Genomic DNA, 15,682 nt, shown 5'->3' on the forward strand with positions numbered 1-15,682 from the left:
AAACGATTGAACCGGCCTTTTCTGGCTGAGAGGGACATTCTCTAATGGATCGCATCAGAATTGTCGGCGGCAACAAGCTTGCCGGAAGCATTCCGATCTCGGGCGCCAAAAACGCCGCTCTGCCGCTGATGATCGCCTCGCTTCTGACCGACGACACGCTGACACTCGAAAACGTGCCGCATCTGGCCGATGTCGAGCAACTGATCCGCATCCTCGGCAATCACGGCGTCGACTATTCGGTCAATGGCCGCCGCGAGAAGCAGAATGAGGGCTATTCGCGCACCATCAACTTCTCCGCCCGCAACATCGTCGATACCACCGCTCCTTACGAGCTGGTGTCCAAGATGCGCGCCTCGTTCTGGGTGATCGGGCCGCTGCTGGCCCGGATGGGCGAGGCCAAGGTCTCGCTGCCCGGCGGCTGCGCCATCGGCACGCGTCCGGTCGATCTGTTCCTCGAAGGCCTGCAGGCGCTGGGCGCCGATATCGATGTCGATACCGGCTATGTCATCGCCAAGACCCGGAATGGCCGCCTCGTCGGCAACCGTTACGCCTTCCCCAAGGTCTCGGTCGGCGCCACCCATGTGCTGATGATGGCGGCATCGCTCGCCAAGGGCGAGACGGTGCTCGAAAACGCCGCCTGCGAGCCCGAGATCGTCAATCTCGCCGAATGCCTCAACGCCATGGGCGCCAGGATTTCCGGCGCCGGCACGCCCACCATCACCATCGACGGCGTTGAAGCGCTGTCGGGCGCGCGCGTGCGCGTCATCCCCGACCGCATCGAGACCGGCACCTATGCCATGGCTGTGGCGATGACCGGCGGCGACGTTGTGCTCGAAGGCGCGCGGCCGGAGCTGCTGCAGACGGCGCTCGACGTGATTTCCCAGACGGGCGCGGAGATCACGCAGACCAATTCCGGCATCCGCGTGAGGCGCAATGGCGCCGGCATTTCGCCGGTCGATGTGACGACGGCGCCCTTCCCGGCCTTCCCGACCGACCTGCAGGCGCAGTTCATGGGCCTGATGACCATGGCCAAGGGCAAGTCGCGCATCACCGAGACGATCTTCGAAAACCGCTTCATGCACGTCCAGGAACTGGCTCGGCTCGGCGCCCACATCACGCTTTCGGGCCAGACGGCGATCGTCGACGGCGTGGCGAAGCTGAAAGGCGCGCCGGTCATGGCGACCGATCTTCGCGCTTCCGTCTCGCTGGTCATCGCTGGCCTGGCGGCCGAAGGCGAGACCACGGTCAACCGCGTCTACCATCTCGACCGCGGTTTCGAGCGGCTGGAGGAAAAGCTTTCCAATTGCGGCGCGGTGATCGAGCGTATTTCGGCTTAACGATCCGCGGTCGCTTGGCGAAATCATCTGCGAAGCGTCCTTCGCCCGCCACTATACGGGGAGAAGTGCCGGCAGGGCCGATGAGGGGTGCGCAAAACCTGAGGCAATTGCCTCTGGCAGCATTCTTGGCGCGGTTGCACCGATCGGAAAGACCGCCTAACAGAAAGGCTGGTTGCCAACCCCTAGGTGTGAAATCCGCATGGTCTTAAAACTCATCGCGCTCGACGACCAGGATCTGAGCATCGTCTCGGCCCATCTCCAGGACGCCGTGATGAAGGTTTCGGACCTCGAATTCCTGCCCAAAGCCAAGCGTTTCGTGCTGACCATGAATCGTTTCGTGTGGGAAGCCAAATCCGGCCTGTTTCGCCAACACAATGAGCGACGGCAGACCGTGCTGCATTTCGACCGGGTGCTGGGCGCCAAGACCAACGGCATCGCGCGCGACAAGCCGGCCGAAATTCTCTCCCTGCTGGCGATCAGCTTCATCGAGATCAGCAAGCCCGCGGGCATCGTCGAACTGATCTTTTCGGGCGGCGGCACGATCATGCTCGATGTCGAATGCATCGAGGCTCGCCTTGCCGATATTGGCGGCGCGTGGGAAGCCACGTCGCGCCCCATACACAGGGCTTGAGCATACGATGGCCATCACGCTTCGCCAGTCCGACGCCGATTTCGAGCAGCGTTTCGCCGCGTTCCTCCTGACCAAGCGCGAGGTATCGGCCGATGTCGACGCCGTGGTGCGCGACATCATCGCGCGCGTGCGTGCCGAGGGCGACGCGGCACTGATCGACTACACGCAGAAATTCGGCGGAGGCGACCTCGCCAAGCTCGGCATTGCCGTCTCGGCGGAAGACATCGCCGGCGCCTATGCCGAGGCCGATCCGGCCACGGTCGAGGCGCTGAAATTCGCACGTGACCGCATCCGGTCCCATCACCAGCGGCAAAAGCCGCAGGATGAACGCTACACGGATGCCGCCGGCGTCGAGCTCGGCTCGCGCTGGACTGCGATCGAGGCGGTCGGGCTCTATGTGCCGGGCGGCACGGCAAGCTATCCGAGCTCGGTGCTGATGAACGCCGTGCCGGCCAAGGTAGCCGGCGTCGAGCGCATCGTCATGGTCGTGCCGGCACCGCATGGCATCGTCAACCCGCTGGTGCTGGTGGCGGCGGATATATCAGGCGTCTCCGAAATCTACCGCGTCGGCGGCGCGCAGGCGATCGCGGCGCTTGCCTATGGCACGCAGACGATCAAGCCGGTGGCCAAGATCGTCGGCCCCGGCAACGCCTATGTCGCCGCGGCCAAGCGGCGGGTGTTCGGCACTGTCGGCATCGACATGATCGCCGGGCCGTCGGAGGTGCTTGTGGTGGCCGACGGCGGCAATGATCCGGAGTGGATCGCGGCGGACCTGCTTGCCCAGGCCGAACACGACGTGTCGTCGCAGTCGATCCTGATCACCGATGACCCGGCTTTCGGCAAAGCGGTCGAACATGCGGTCGAACGCCAGCTGCAGAGCCTGCCGCGCGCTGAAACGGCGGCGGCGAGCTGGCGCGATTTCGGCGCGGTGATCGAGGTCGAAACGATCGAGGCATCGCTGCCGCTGGTCGACCGTATCGCCGCCGAACATGTCGAGCTGGCCATCGACGATGCCGAGGGCTTCCTCGCAAAGATGCGCAACGCGGGCGCGGTTTTTCTCGGCCGCCACACGCCCGAGGTCATCGGCGACTATGTCGGCGGCTCCAACCATGTGCTGCCGACGGCGCGCTCGGCGCGCTTCTCGTCGGGCCTGTCCGTGCTCGACTTCGTCAAGCGCACCTCGGTCCTGAAGCTCGGGCCGGAGCAGTTGCGCATGCTGGCACCGGCGGCGATCGCACTCGCTCAGGCGGAAGGGCTCGACGCGCATGGCCGCTCTGTCGCCATACGTCTGAACATGTAGGCCGGCATGACGGGCCACGATCAAACCCGCGCAAAACTGATCGATGTCGAACTCGATGAATCGATCGGCCGTTCGACGCCCGATGTCGAGCATGAGCGGGCGGTGGCGATCTTCGACCTGATCGAGGAGAACTGTTTTAAGCCTGTCAACGACAGCGGTACAGGTCCTTACCGGCTGAAGCTGTCGCTGGCCGAGTCCCGCCTGGTCTTTGCCGTGGCGCGCGAGGACGGCGCCGCCGTCGTCACCCACATCCTGTCGCTGACGCCGCTCAGGCGCATCGTCAAGGACTACTATATGATCTGCGAGAGCTATTACGACGCCATCCGCTCCTCGACGCCGAGCCACATCGAGGCGATCGACATGGGCCGCCGTGGCCTGCACAATGAGGGCTCGCAGACGCTGATGGATCGGCTCTCCGGCAAGATCGACATCGACTTCGACACGGCGCGACGGCTGTTCACGCTGGTCTGCGTGCTGCACTGGCGGGGCTGATCCTGGTCGCCGGCGCCCTGCCCCGCTCGGTCCTGTTCCTGTGCGGCATGAATGCCGTGCGCTCGCCAATGGCCGAGCAGCTGGCGCGCCGGATGCTTCCCGCCACCATTTTCGTCGCCTCGGCGGGTGTGCGCGCCGGCGAGCGCGACCCGTTCGTCGATGCCGTGCTTGCCGAAGACGGTCTGACACTGGGCGAACGCCATCCACGGACGCTGGACGATCTCGAGGACGACTATTTTGACCTGATCGTGACACTGGCGCCGGAGGCGCACCATGCCGCACTCGAACTCACCCGCTCGCTTGCCGTCGAGGTGGAATACTGGCCTACGCCGGACCCGACCGGTGCCGACGGCACGCGTGAACAGATCATGGCCAGCTATCGCGACGTGCGCGAGCGGCTGAAGTTGCGCATAAGCCGACGTTTTTTGCTTCCCGAAGCAAAAAACGCGACGGATTAAGCGTGTTCACAAGCGCACGATTATCATATAGGTTCCGCCGAAATTCCGGCTGGAGTCGGATGATTTCAGGTCTGTCCGACCTGAAATCATCCGACTCTAGGTCAAACAAGTAGAGCATGATGTCGTCGGAAAACCGCTTCACACTTTTCGGCATCATGCTCTAGGCGCCGGAACTGCCATCCAAGCAAAGGTATCGAATGCCGAAGGAAGAAGTCCTCGAGTTTCCGGGTATCGTCACGGAATTGTTGCCCAACGCGATGTTCAGGGTAAAGCTCGAAAACGAACACGAGATCATCGCCCATACGGCCGGCCGCATGCGCAAGAACCGCATCCGCGTGCTGACTGGCGACAAGGTTCTGGTCGAGATGACGCCATACGACCTGACCAAGGGCCGCATCACCTATCGTTTCAAGTAAGATCAAGACCCGAGCGCGATGAGCATTTTGCATAAGCTGGTGCTTGCCTCGGGTTCGCCGCGTCGCATCGAACTCTTGCAGCAGGCCGGCATCGAGCCGGACCGCATCCTGCCAGCCGATATCGACGAAACACCGCTACGTGCCGAGCATCCGCGCTCGCTGGCCAAACGGCTGTCGAAGGAAAAGGCCGAGAAGGCGTTCGCGTCGCTGAAGGCCGAGACCGACTATGCGCCAAGCTTTGTGCTGGCTGCCGACACGGTGGTCGCCGTCGGGCGACGCATCCTGCCCAAGGCCGAGACACTGGATGACGCCGCCAACTGCCTCGGGCTGTTGTCCGGCCGTTCGCACCGGGTTTATTCCGGCATCTGCCTGATCACGCCAGGGGGCAAAATGCGCCAGCGGCTGGTCGAGACGCGGGTGCGTTTCAAGCGGCTGCCACGCGAGGAAATCGACGCCTATGTCGCCTCGGGCGAATGGCGGGGCAAGGCCGGCGGCTATGCCGTCCAGGGTCTCGCCGGCGCCTTCGTCGTCAAGCTCGTCGGCTCCTACACCAACATCGTCGGCCTGCCGCTCTATGAGACGGCGGCGCTGCTGTCGGGCGAAGGTTTCAAGACCCATCAAAACTGGTTGTCCGCGCGACCATGAGCCCGGACGACAAAGTCACGCCACTGCGGCCCAAGCGCCCTTGCCCCGAATGCGGCAAGCCGTCGGCGCGCGAGACCTATCCGTTCTGCTCGACGCGCTGCAAGGACATCGACCTCAACCGCTGGCTGAAGGGCGCCTATGTCATCTCCGCTCGCGACGACGAGGAAGAACGGGACGCCGACGAGCCGAAATGAAGCCAGGGCCGAAATGAACCCAGGGCCGCCGGTCAGGCGGCCTGGTTCTTGCGATCACCACGCGCCCAGGCCGGAAGCCAGTCGCCGTGGGCGGCCAGGAGATCGTCGACCAGTGACCAGATCTGGTCGAGGTCGAGTTCGGCCGCCGTGTGCGGGTCCATCATCGCCGCGTGATAGATGTGTTCGCGGTTTTCCGTCATCAGCGCCCGCACCGTCAGTTCCTGCACGTTGATGTTGGTACGGATCAGCGCCGTCAATTGCGGCGGCAGGTCGCCTATATAGGTCGGCTGGATGCCGGACGCATCGACCAGGCACGGCACTTCGGCCGCGCAATCGCGGGGCAGCGAGGTGATGCAGCCATTGTTGCAGACATTGCCGTAGATCACCGACGGCTCGCCGGTCCACACAGAATTCATGATCGAGGAGGCATACTCCTTGGACTCCTCGACCTCGATACGTTGGGCCGAGCTATACGCTTGCGCCTGGTCCTTCCAGCGTTCGATCTGCTCGATGCAGCGCTTGGGATATTCATCGAGCGGAATGCCGTATTTCTCGATCAAATCGGGGCGGCCGTCCTTGATGAAATAGGGCGTGTATTCGGCAAAATGCTCCGAGCTTTCGGTGACGAAATAGCCCAGCCGCGTCAGCATCTCGTAACGCACCTTGTTGGGGCAGCGCGGGTTCCAGCCGGGCTTCGGCGCGCGGCCTTCGCGATAGGCGCGCACGAGATCGGGATAGAGGTCGCGGTAGGATCCGTCCGGCTGGCGATGCTCGAACTTCAGGTAGAAGGCCATGTGGTTGATACCAGCCGAGCGGTAACGAATCTCGTCGTAGGGAAGGTCGAGGTCGTGCGCCAGTTCCATCGCCGTGCCTTGCACCGAGTGGCACAGCCCGACCTGCCTGATCTCGGGATATTTCTCTGAGATCGCCCAGGTGTTGATCGCCATCGGGTTGACGTATTGCAGCATGATCGCCTGCGGGCAGACGGCAAGCATGTCCTCGCAGATCTTCCACAGATGCGGCACGGTCCTCAGGCCCCGCATGATGCCGCCGACGCCGAGCGTATCGGCGATCGTCTGGCGCAGCCCGTATCTCTTCGGCACCTCGAAATCCGTGACGGTGCAGGGCTCATAGCCGCCGATCTGGAAGGCGACGACGACGAAATCGGCGCCCGCCAGCGCCTTGCGCTGGTCCGTGTAGGTCTCGGCCTTCGCCTTGACGCCGAGTGTGGCGATCAGCTTGTTGACGACGACGGCGCTTTCTTCCAGCCGCTGCGGATTGATGTCCATCAGCGCGATCGTGGCGCCCGAAAGTGCCGGGCGCTGCAGCACGTCGCCGACGATGTTCTTCATGAACACCGTCGAACCGGCGCCGATGAAAGTGATCCTGGGATGTCTTGCCAATGTAACCTCCGGCATGTGTTCAGGCCACGTCGAAAGCGGCCCTGACGAGCCGTTCGGTGTAGGCGGTCTTGGGATTGGTGAGGACCTCGTCGACAGGGCCCTGCTCGACGATCTTGCCGTGCTGCATGACGATGACGCGGTGACACAGCGCGCGCACCACCTTGAGGTCGTGCGAGATGAAGAGATAGCTCAGGCCACGCTCGTCCTGCAGCTTGCGCAGCAGGTCGATGATCTGTGCCTGGACGGAGAGGTCGAGCGCCGATGTCGGCTCGTCGAGCAGGATGAATTCGGGTTCGAGTGCGATGGCCCGCGCAATCGCGATGCGCTGGCGCTGGCCACCGGAGAACTCATGCGGAAACCGCGACAGGATATCGCCCGGCATGCCGGCACTGACCAGTGCCTCGCGCACCCGCTCGACCCGCTCGCGCCGTGTCGCGCCGATGCTGTTGACGATCAGCCCTTCCTCGATGATCTGGCCGATCGTCATGCGCGGGTTGAGCGAGGAGAACGGATCCTGAAAGACGATCTGCATGCGCGAACGCAGCGGCCGCATCTCGCCTCGCGACAGGCCATGAATAGGCTGGCCATCGAAGCGGATCTCGCCGCGTTTGGCGTCGGTCAGCCTCAGCAACGCCTGGCCGAATGTGGTCTTGCCGGAACCGGATTCGCCGACCAGCCCCAGCGTCTCGTGGCGGCAAAGCTTGAGGTCGAGGTCGTCGACGGCAACCAGTTCGCGCCAGTCCGGCTTCAGGAACGTTCCATGGCGCAGCATGAAGCAGACGCGCACGCCGTTCGCCTCGAGGATGGTGCCGCTGCCCTCGGGCAGCGGTTGCGGCCGGCCGCGTGGCTCGGAGGCAAGCAGCCGCTGGGTATAGGGATGCCGCGGAGCGGCGAAGAGCCGCTCGGTGACGTTGTGCTCGCACATTTCGCCATGCTGCATCACATAGACGTAGTCGGAAAACTTGCGCACCACGGTGAGATCGTGGGTGATCAGGATCACCGCCATCCGCAGCTCTTTCTGCAGATTGCGGATCAGGTTAAGGATCTGCGCCTGGACCGTGACATCAAGCGCGGTCGTCGGCTCATCGGCGATCAGCACGTCGGGATCGTTGGCGAGCGCCATGGCGATCATCACGCGCTGCCGCTGCCCGCCCGAGAGCTGGTGCGGATATTGTTTGAGCCGCGCTTCGGGTTCGGGGATCTGCACATGCCGCAGCAGCTCGAGCGCCCGCGCCCAGGCTTGCTTGCGGCTCACCTTGCGATGCACCCGGATTGCCTCGACGATCTGGCTGCCGACCGTATAGATCGGATTGAGCGAGCTCATCGGCTCCTGGAAGATCATCGAGATGCGGTTGCCACGCAGCTTGCGCCGGGCACTTTCGGGGAATTTCAGGATGTCCTGTCCGTCGTAACAGATGCTCGATTTCGGCGACACGGTGGCTCGGCGCGACAGCAGCCCCATGACGGTGCGCGCCGTCACCGACTTGCCGGAACCGGATTCGCCGACGATCGCGATCGTCTCGCCGCGATAGAGCTGGAAAGAGATGTCCTTGACCGCCTCGACGACACCGTGTTCGACCTTGAAGGCCACCTCGATGTTGCGGGCATCGATGACGGGCTCTCCCTGGCGCCCGTCATGGTCAAGGCGGAAGGCTGGCGCGAAGGGCTCGGCGAGTACGACGGTCATCCCGGTCCCCCTCAATACGGATCGACGGCATCGCGCAGGCCGTCGCCCAGCGCGTTGAAGGCAAAGACGGTGACGAGCACGAAACCGACCGGCGACAGGATCCAGGGATAAGTGCCGATGACCGAATAGGTCGCGGTGTCCTGCAGCATCAGGCCCCAGGAGATCAGCGGCGGCTTGACGGCAAAACCGAGGAAACCGAGGAAGGATTCGAGCAGCACCACCGTCGGGATCGCCAGCGTCACGGCGACAATCACGTGGCTCATCACATTGGGGAAGATGTGCTGCAGGATGATGCGCCGGTCTGTCGCGCCGACCGCCATGGCGGCGCGCACATACTCTATGCGCGCCAGCGCCAGCGTCTTGCCACGCACCTCCCGCGACATCTGCGCCCAGCCGAGCGCCGACATGACGATGATGACGAAGGCGAGGAACACATTGGTCGGCGCGGTGACCGGGATCAACGTCGTCAGCGCCAGGTAGAGCGGCAGTTGCGGGAAGGCGAGCACCAGTTCGACGAAGCGCTGCATCCAGACGTCGAACCGGCCGCCGAAATAACCGGAGACCATGCCGACGGTGGTGCCGATGACGGTGATGATGAAGACGACCGTCAGCGCGATCATCAGTGAGACGCGCGAGCCGTGGATGGCGCGCGACAGCACGTCGCGGCCGAATTTGTCGGTGCCGAGGAAATGCACCGGCTGGCCATCCGTCGAGGCGAAGAAATGCCGGTTCGCCGGTATCAGTCCGAAGAGCTTGTACGGTGCGCCTTCGACGAAGAAGCCAAGCAGCCTCGGGTGGTCGTAGTCGGGGCCGACGATGGGCTGGAAAGTGACCGGATCGAGGTCGGCCGAATCGGACAGTGCATAGACCCTCGGCCGCGCGACGAAATTGCCGTCCTTGTCGTGGAAGGACGGCAGCTGCGGCGGGGCGAAGCCGACATCGGTCGCCTTCGGGTCCATCGGCGCCAGGAATTCGGCGAATACGGCCATGACCAGGAGCAGCACGACCAGCCAAAGCCCGGCCATACCGGTCCAGGAGCGCTTCAGCCGGCGCCAGACAAGCGCCATGTAGCTCTCATTGCCGCGTGCGGGCGCCACTGTGGCTCGCTCGGCTGGCGGTGGCGGTGGTGCAGGATCTCGTGCCAGCATCTAACCCTCCCCGAACTGGCGCACGCGCGGATCGAGCAGGACGAGCAGCATGTCGGCGATGATGTTGCCGACGATCAGCGTCGCCGACAGCACCATCATGAAGGTGGCGGTGACATAGACGTCGCCGACCGCCATCGAGCCGACGATCGCCGGACCGACGGTCGGCAGCGCGAAGATGATCGCCGTCTCGATCTCGCCGGTCAGCATATAGGGCAGCACCACGCCCTGATACATGACCAGCGGATGCAGGGCATTCGGCACGGCGTGGCGCATCACGACGGCGCTCCCGGTCAAGCCCTTGGCCTTGGCCGTCTCGACATATTGCGCGTTGAGCGTATCGAGCAGATTGCCGCGCATGACGCGCATATTGTAGGCAAGGCCGCCGAAGGTGGCGATCGCCACCACCGGCCAGACATGCTTGACCAGGTCGACGAACTTCGCCCATGACCATGGCGCGCCGCCATATTGCGGCGAGAAGAATGAGCCGATCTCCGAGACATTGAACTGGAAGACCAGGAGATAGACGATGATCAGCGCCATCAGGAAGCGCGGCACCGTCATGCCGAGGAACGAAACCGCCGACAGGGTCGAGTCGATCCAGGTGTATTGCCGGGTCGCCGCCCAGATGCCGAAGGTGATGCCCAGCACCGAGGCGAGCAGATGGCAGACCAAAGCCAGAAGCAGGGTGCGCGGCAGGCGCTCGCCGACGACGTCGGCCACCGGCTTGTTGTAATAGAGGCTGTAGCCGAAATCACCGTGGGTGACGATGCCGCCGATCCAGTTGAGATACTGGACGGGCAGCGGCTTATCGAGGCCGTGCTCGACGCGATAGGCCTGAGCCTGCGCGTCGGCCTCGGCGAAGGAGGCTCCGCCCTGGTTGATCAATTGCGAGCGGATGTAATCGGCATAGTCGCCAGGCGGCGCCTGGATGATGGCAAAGGTGACGAGGCTCAGAATAGCGAGAACCGGTATTGCCGACGCTATTCGCGTGAGCAGGAATCGCAGCATGGGCGGTCCGCTTCCTCATCTCGCCGGACGCTCCTTGGGGGGCGCTCGGAGGGTTGGTTTGTCCCGGCCGCGCCAGCGGCGCGGCCGGGTCTCTCTCAGTCAGGGGAGGTAAACTTGCATCGGCCCTTAAACTTACATCGGACCCTTGTCTCCAGGCTTGCCGGGAAGTTCTTCCGGGAACAGTTCGTATTTGGCCTGCTTGTCGGCCGCGACGAAGACCCGTTCGCGGATGATCGAATCCTCAGCCCAGTTGAACATGAAGATCGGCGTGCCTTGCGGAATGTTCGAGAAGCGCTTGTTGATGATCAGCGCGCCGGGATATTCCGTCAGGCCGATATTGTAGACGTGTTCGGTCGAGATTTTCTGGAAGTCCCGCATCAGGCTGGCGCGCTGGTTATTATCCGCCGACGAGACGAACTTGTTGACGATGTCGACGAGATCCTTCTCGAAAGGCATCAGATCGACCTCCCCGCTTTCCGGCGCGCGGTGATCCCAGCTGGTCTTGGGGCCGACTGGAGCGAGCTGCACGGTGTTCTGCACCACTGAGGTCAGCTCCTGCTCATTGCGCCGGATCAGCCAGTCGAAACGGCCTGAATATTGCGTGGCATCGCGCTGGGTACCGTTGAGCCCGTTGAGCACGATCCGCAGGCCAAGCTTCTCCATCTGCGCGACCACGCCTTCGGCGAGGCTTTTGTCGGTGGTGTAGTCGTTGTTGACCAGCATCACGATCTCGACATTCTTGCCGCCGGCGGTACCGGCCGGGAAGTTGACGAAACCATCGCCGTCAGTGTCCTTCAGGCCGGCCTTGGCGAGTTCGGCTTTGGCGCCCTCGAGGTCGAAAGGATAGTAGACGGTGGATTTGCGGTCGTAGAAGCTGGTGCCCGAGGAGAGGCCGCCAGGATAGATCGCGGTGAACGGCCCCTTGACGAGGGAATCGCCCAGCGCCTTGCGGTCAAGCGCCATGGTGACGGCCTTGCGGAAATCCTCGTTGCGGTTCAGTTCACGGATCGCCTGGCCGCGCTCGTCCGGATTGCCCCAGCCATTGGCGGAAAAGTTCAGGCGCAGATTGTAGCCGATCAGGCGCGGGCCGAAGGCAAGGCGCGCCGGCGCATTCGCTTCCGCCGCGCGTTTCAGCGAGGCAACGAAGTTTTCCGGCTGCTCGAGATTGGAGAAGTCGCCTGCGCCGGCGACCGCCTGAACGTCGCGGTCGGCCCAGGTCGACAGCTTGTAATGCAATTCGTTGAGATAGGGCAGCTGGTTGCCCTTCTCGTCCACCTTCCAATAATAGGGATTGCGGCGCATGACGATGATGTCGTCGGCCCGATATTCGACCGGCACCCAGGCGCCCATGACCGGCATGTTCATATATTCCGGCGGGAAGGCGTTCTTGAACTGGTCGTAGGTGTTCTTCGAATATTTCGGGTGCTGCGGCTTCAAGATATGCGAGGGACCGGGGCAGAAGGTGCCGTAAGCCATTGCGTAGAGGTGCTGTTTCGGGAAGGCGTCCTTGAAGGTCCACTCGACCGTATAGTCGTCGATCTTCTTGAGCGTCGTGCCGACACCGAAGGTTTCCTGGGTGGCGCCATTGAGCGGCGAGACGTTGGGATCCATGACCTCGTCGTCCCAGTAGAACATGACATCGTCGGCGTTGAATGGCACGCCGTCGGACCATTTGGCACCCTCGACGAGATGCATGGTCAGCTTGTGGCCATCGGCTGACCAATCCCAGCTTTTGGCGAGGTTGGGCAGCGGCTCGGTATCCTTCGCCTCGACCTGGAACAACGGCGCGGTGCGCGTCAGGCACTCGGAAAGGCCGATGTCGATGCCGCCCCAGCCTTGGGTCTGGCCGGCGCCGTAGTTCCAGCCTTCCGGCCGGCCACCGATGACATGGCGCATCGTGTCGCCGTAGACGCCGACGCCGTTCGGCATGTTGCCCGTCTTGAAGACAAGCGGCTCCTTCGGCAGCCTTTCCTTGACCGGCGGCAGCTTGCCGGCCTTGACGTATTTTTCCGTCACCCAGCCGGGCTCGTGATATTCGGACAGCGCCTTGAACTCCAGGATGGAGTCGCGCGCCACGTATTTGATCTTGCCCTCGGCCGGAAACGTCGCCGGCACCGGCGGGATGGTGGGTTCGGAAGCGAAAGCGTTGATCGCTGGAACGGAGACGCTCAGCGCCAGTCCAGCGGCAATGCCAATACTGCGTAGGTTCCTCATTAGTGTCCTCCCTCGTGTTCAGACGTTTGCTGCTGCTCGTCTTGTCTATGTCTCTATGCAATTCCGGACGGAGAACCGCTTCACACTTCTCCCGTGATTTCTCCGGGCCGCTGACCGCGGTGGACCTGCCTCCCGAGGGTCCGCCGCCGCGCCCGGTTTTCAGACGGCCTGTTTCAGTGCGGCCTTTTCTGCGCGCAGTTCCTCGATCGAGCGCACGTTCCGCCGCGCGGCACCCGCCCATTCCCGGGTCTTGACCGTGGATTTCGACAGCCGCTCTTTGGCCGCAGGAACCGCGTGGGCATATTGCGGCAACCATTGCGCCTGGGCGACGACCATTTCGTCCACCATCTGCCAGACCTCCTCCGGCGTCGACACGGCGCCGACCAGCGGGTCGTGCAGCACGGCAAGCTTCAGAAGATCGATGTCGCCAGAGATGGCGGCATGGACCGACATGCGCTGGACGTTGATAGAGGCCATGCATGTGGCGGCACAGGCTTCCGGCAGCGTGATGCCGGCGGCCATGTTGATGCCGAAACGGTCGACGAAACCGGGCGATTCGATGATGGCGTCGCGCGGCAGATTGGTGATGACGCCATCGTTCTTGACGTTGAAGTGGCCGCGATAGACGCGGTTGGTTTCCAGCGCCTCCAATATGTGGCTGGCATGCTCGTTGGAGCGCTTTGAGGCGTCGATCGGCTTCGATGCCGCTTCGAGGAATTGCGGATATTCGGTCTCGAACCAATTGCGGGTTTCCGTGGAATAGCGGAGATAGCCGCCCGTTTCGCCATGGATCCAGTCCGACATGTCGATCCAGCGCGTGATCTCGTCGGGGCGCTTGCGGTACCAGGGCAGATATTCGGAAAGATGCCCGTTGCTTTCAGTCGAATAGACGCCGAAACGCTTGAGCACATCGATGCGAAGCTTTTCCTGCTGGGAATAGACCGGGTGCGCCTCGAAGGCGGCGACCAGCTCATCTTTGTCGATCTTTCGGCCGTTCAGCCGCAAATCGATGAACCAGGTCTGGTGGTTGATGCCGGAACAGACATAGTCGAGTTCCCGCGGCGATTTCGCGCCCAGCACCGCGGCGATCTGTTCGGCGCCGTGCTGGACACCATGGCAGAGGCCGACCGTGTCGACCTTGCCGTATTCGATCGCCGCCCAGGTGTTCATCGCCATCGGGTTGGCGTAGTTGAGGAATTTGGCGTTGGTGTCGGCGACTTCGCGGATGTCCTTGCAGAAATCAAGGATCACCGGAATGTTGCGCTGGCCGTAGAGGATGCCGCCGGCGCAGATCGTGTCGCCGACACACTGGTCGATACCGTATTTCAAGGGAATGCGGATATCGTCGGCATAGGCTTCGAGGCCGCCGACCCGCACGCAACTGATGATATAGCGCGCGCCCTCGATCGCCTTGCGGCGGTCGGTTGTCGCGGTCACCCTGGTCGGCAATCCGTTCGCCTCGACGATCCTGTCGAGGATCGCCTTGATCATCCCCAGATTGTGCTCGCTGAGGTCGGTCAGCGCGAATTCGATGTCCTTGAATTCAGGCACGCAGAGAATGTCGGTGAACAGCTTCTTGGTGAAACCGACGCTGCCGGCGCCGATAATAGCGATTTTGAAACTCATCACCTTCACCTCGATCCATTCGAATGCTAGGCAAGGAGCAGCAAGGGAGAAAGACGGCTACACGCCTTGACGTGCAAGCCATTCAAGCCGGAATCCGGCTTTCTCTCCTCCCGCCCGCTCCTCGATCGCGGGTTATTCGCGTTCTTCGAGGCGGGATTATGCGCATATTCGCGGGCGCGGCCAGAGAAGGATTATGCTTTCAGGGGTAATTTTGTGCTGCGGGATTTGATCGCCAACGGACAGTCGATGCGGACGGTCTCGCTGCCGCGCGGCCGCCAGCGCCTGCATGCCATGCCGACAAGCACGGGCTATGAGGTGCGCGAGGACGTGACCTATGACTGGGACGGGCGAAAGCGCGGCCAGACACCATTCACCGTACTGCAGCATACGATCAGCGGCACCGGCCGGCTGCGCTACGAGAACCGCGATTACCGCCTGCAGACGAACGACACGCTGCTGGTGCTGGTGCCGCACAACCACCGCTACTGGCTGGCCAGGGACGAGCGCTGGGAATATTTCTGGATCTCGATGAACGGCGAGGAGGCGTTGCGCATCCACAAGTCGATCCTCGACGTGTCGGGACCGGTCTTTCGGCTGCAGCCGGCGACGATCGATCATCTTGCCGATTGCAGCCTGCGTCTCATCAAGGGGGCCGCTTCGCCAGGTGCTGCTTCGGCCATCGCCTACGAGGCGGCGATGGCACTCTATGACGATGTGTTCGGCTCGCATGCCTTTGCCGAAAAACAGAGCGCGATGCAGCCGGTCATCGATCACATCAACGCCAATCTCGACAAAGCCCTGCCGGTGGCGGACCTCGTCCAGATCAGCGGGCTCAGCCGGGCCCATTTCTCGCGCTGTTTCGCCGAGAGCGAGGGCCTGCCGCCCGCCGAGTTCGTACTGCAGCAGCGGCTGCAACGGGCCGCGAAGCTTTTGACGAAAGCGGACTTCCTGCCGGTAAAGGAGGTCGCCATCCTGTGCGGTTTCGAGGACGCGAATTATTTTTCGAAGGTCTTCCGCCGGCTCTACGGCACGACGCCCAGCCAGTTCCGCACGACCGGCATGTATGCCAGCTTGCGAACCCCGGCCAGGCGCGGCGTCAGACTGTCGGACGACGAGACCTGAC

General features: G+C 63.0%; 15 protein-coding genes. 9 read left to right on the forward strand and 6 right to left on the reverse strand.

Going from position 1 to position 15,682, the window contains the following annotated elements:
* Positions 1–44 precede the first annotated feature (44 nt).
* The 8 genes from murA to yacG all read left to right on the forward strand — a co-directional run bounded on the left by murA (position 45) and on the right by yacG (position 5,473).
* Positions 45–1,337: a UDP-N-acetylglucosamine 1-carboxyvinyltransferase gene (gene murA / locus O7B34_RS01875; RefSeq protein ID WP_027146553.1), complete on the forward strand. Its 1,293-nt coding sequence runs from the start codon at positions 45–47 to the stop codon at positions 1,335–1,337.
* Between the two features lie 199 nt (positions 1,338–1,536).
* Positions 1,537–1,968 carry a DUF2948 family protein gene (locus O7B34_RS01880; protein WP_337144661.1) on the forward strand — a complete coding sequence of 144 codons (432 nt, stop codon included), beginning with the start codon at positions 1,537–1,539 and terminating at the stop codon, positions 1,966–1,968.
* A 7-nt stretch (positions 1,969–1,975) separates the two neighbouring features.
* Positions 1,976–3,268, forward strand: a complete 1,293-nt coding sequence (gene hisD / locus O7B34_RS01885) for a histidinol dehydrogenase (RefSeq protein ID WP_337144662.1) — start codon at positions 1,976–1,978, stop codon at positions 3,266–3,268.
* Positions 3,269–3,274: 6 nt separating this feature from the next.
* Positions 3,275–3,760, forward strand: a complete 486-nt coding sequence (locus tag O7B34_RS01890; protein WP_337144663.1) for a UPF0262 family protein — start codon at positions 3,275–3,277, stop codon at positions 3,758–3,760.
* Positions 3,748–4,218 (forward strand): arsenate-mycothiol transferase ArsC, encoded by a 471-nt coding sequence (locus tag O7B34_RS01895; protein ID WP_140504733.1) that lies wholly within the window; start codon positions 3,748–3,750, stop codon positions 4,216–4,218. Before O7B34_RS01890 ends, O7B34_RS01895 begins: the two co-directional genes overlap by 13 nt.
* A 197-nt stretch (positions 4,219–4,415) precedes the next feature.
* Positions 4,416–4,634: a translation initiation factor IF-1 gene (gene infA / locus O7B34_RS01900; RefSeq protein ID WP_006329283.1), complete on the forward strand. Its 219-nt coding sequence runs from the start codon at positions 4,416–4,418 to the stop codon at positions 4,632–4,634.
* Between the two features lie 18 nt (positions 4,635–4,652).
* Positions 4,653–5,279 (forward strand): Maf-like protein, encoded by a 627-nt coding sequence (locus O7B34_RS01905; RefSeq protein ID WP_337107274.1) that lies wholly within the window; start codon positions 4,653–4,655, stop codon positions 5,277–5,279.
* Positions 5,276–5,473, forward strand: a complete 198-nt coding sequence (yacG, locus tag O7B34_RS01910; protein ID WP_337144664.1) for a DNA gyrase inhibitor YacG — start codon at positions 5,276–5,278, stop codon at positions 5,471–5,473. Before O7B34_RS01905 ends, yacG begins: the two co-directional genes overlap by 4 nt.
* Positions 5,474–5,505: 32 nt before the next feature.
* Here yacG and O7B34_RS01915 read toward each other — a convergent pair whose 3' ends face one another.
* The 6 genes from O7B34_RS01915 to O7B34_RS01940 form a co-directional block, all read right to left on the reverse strand.
* Positions 5,506–6,876 (reverse strand): alpha-glucosidase/alpha-galactosidase, encoded by a 1,371-nt coding sequence (locus O7B34_RS01915; protein ID WP_337144665.1) that lies wholly within the window; start codon positions 6,874–6,876, stop codon positions 5,506–5,508.
* A 19-nt stretch (positions 6,877–6,895) separates the two neighbouring features.
* Positions 6,896–8,563 (reverse strand): ABC transporter ATP-binding protein, encoded by a 1,668-nt coding sequence (locus O7B34_RS01920; RefSeq protein WP_337144666.1) that lies wholly within the window; start codon positions 8,561–8,563, stop codon positions 6,896–6,898.
* A gap of 11 nt (positions 8,564–8,574) precedes the next feature.
* Positions 8,575–9,711 (reverse strand): ABC transporter permease, encoded by a 1,137-nt coding sequence (locus O7B34_RS01925; protein ID WP_337144667.1) that lies wholly within the window; start codon positions 9,709–9,711, stop codon positions 8,575–8,577.
* Positions 9,712–10,719: an ABC transporter permease gene (locus O7B34_RS01930; protein ID WP_027146563.1), complete on the reverse strand. Its 1,008-nt coding sequence runs from the start codon at positions 10,717–10,719 to the stop codon at positions 9,712–9,714.
* A gap of 132 nt (positions 10,720–10,851) precedes the next feature.
* The gene (locus O7B34_RS01935; protein ID WP_337144668.1) at positions 10,852–12,933 is read right to left on the reverse strand and encodes an ABC transporter substrate-binding protein; all 2,082 of its coding nucleotides are present in this window, start codon (positions 12,931–12,933) and stop codon (positions 10,852–10,854) included.
* Positions 12,934–13,092: 159 nt separating this feature from the next.
* A complete protein-coding gene (locus O7B34_RS01940; protein WP_337107268.1) occupies positions 13,093–14,559 on the reverse strand; it encodes an alpha-glucosidase/alpha-galactosidase in 1,467 nt (488 codons plus the stop codon).
* Positions 14,560–14,772: 213 nt separating this feature from the next.
* Here O7B34_RS01940 and O7B34_RS01945 point away from each other — a divergent pair, with 213 nt between their 5' ends.
* Positions 14,773–15,681 (forward strand): AraC family transcriptional regulator, encoded by a 909-nt coding sequence (locus tag O7B34_RS01945; RefSeq protein ID WP_181165933.1) that lies wholly within the window; start codon positions 14,773–14,775, stop codon positions 15,679–15,681.
* Position 15,682 lies beyond the last annotated feature (1 nt).

The organism is Mesorhizobium sp. Cs1299R1N3, assembly GCF_037179625.1.
Taxonomy (GTDB): Bacteria; Pseudomonadota; Alphaproteobacteria; order Rhizobiales; family Rhizobiaceae; genus Mesorhizobium; species Mesorhizobium salmacidum.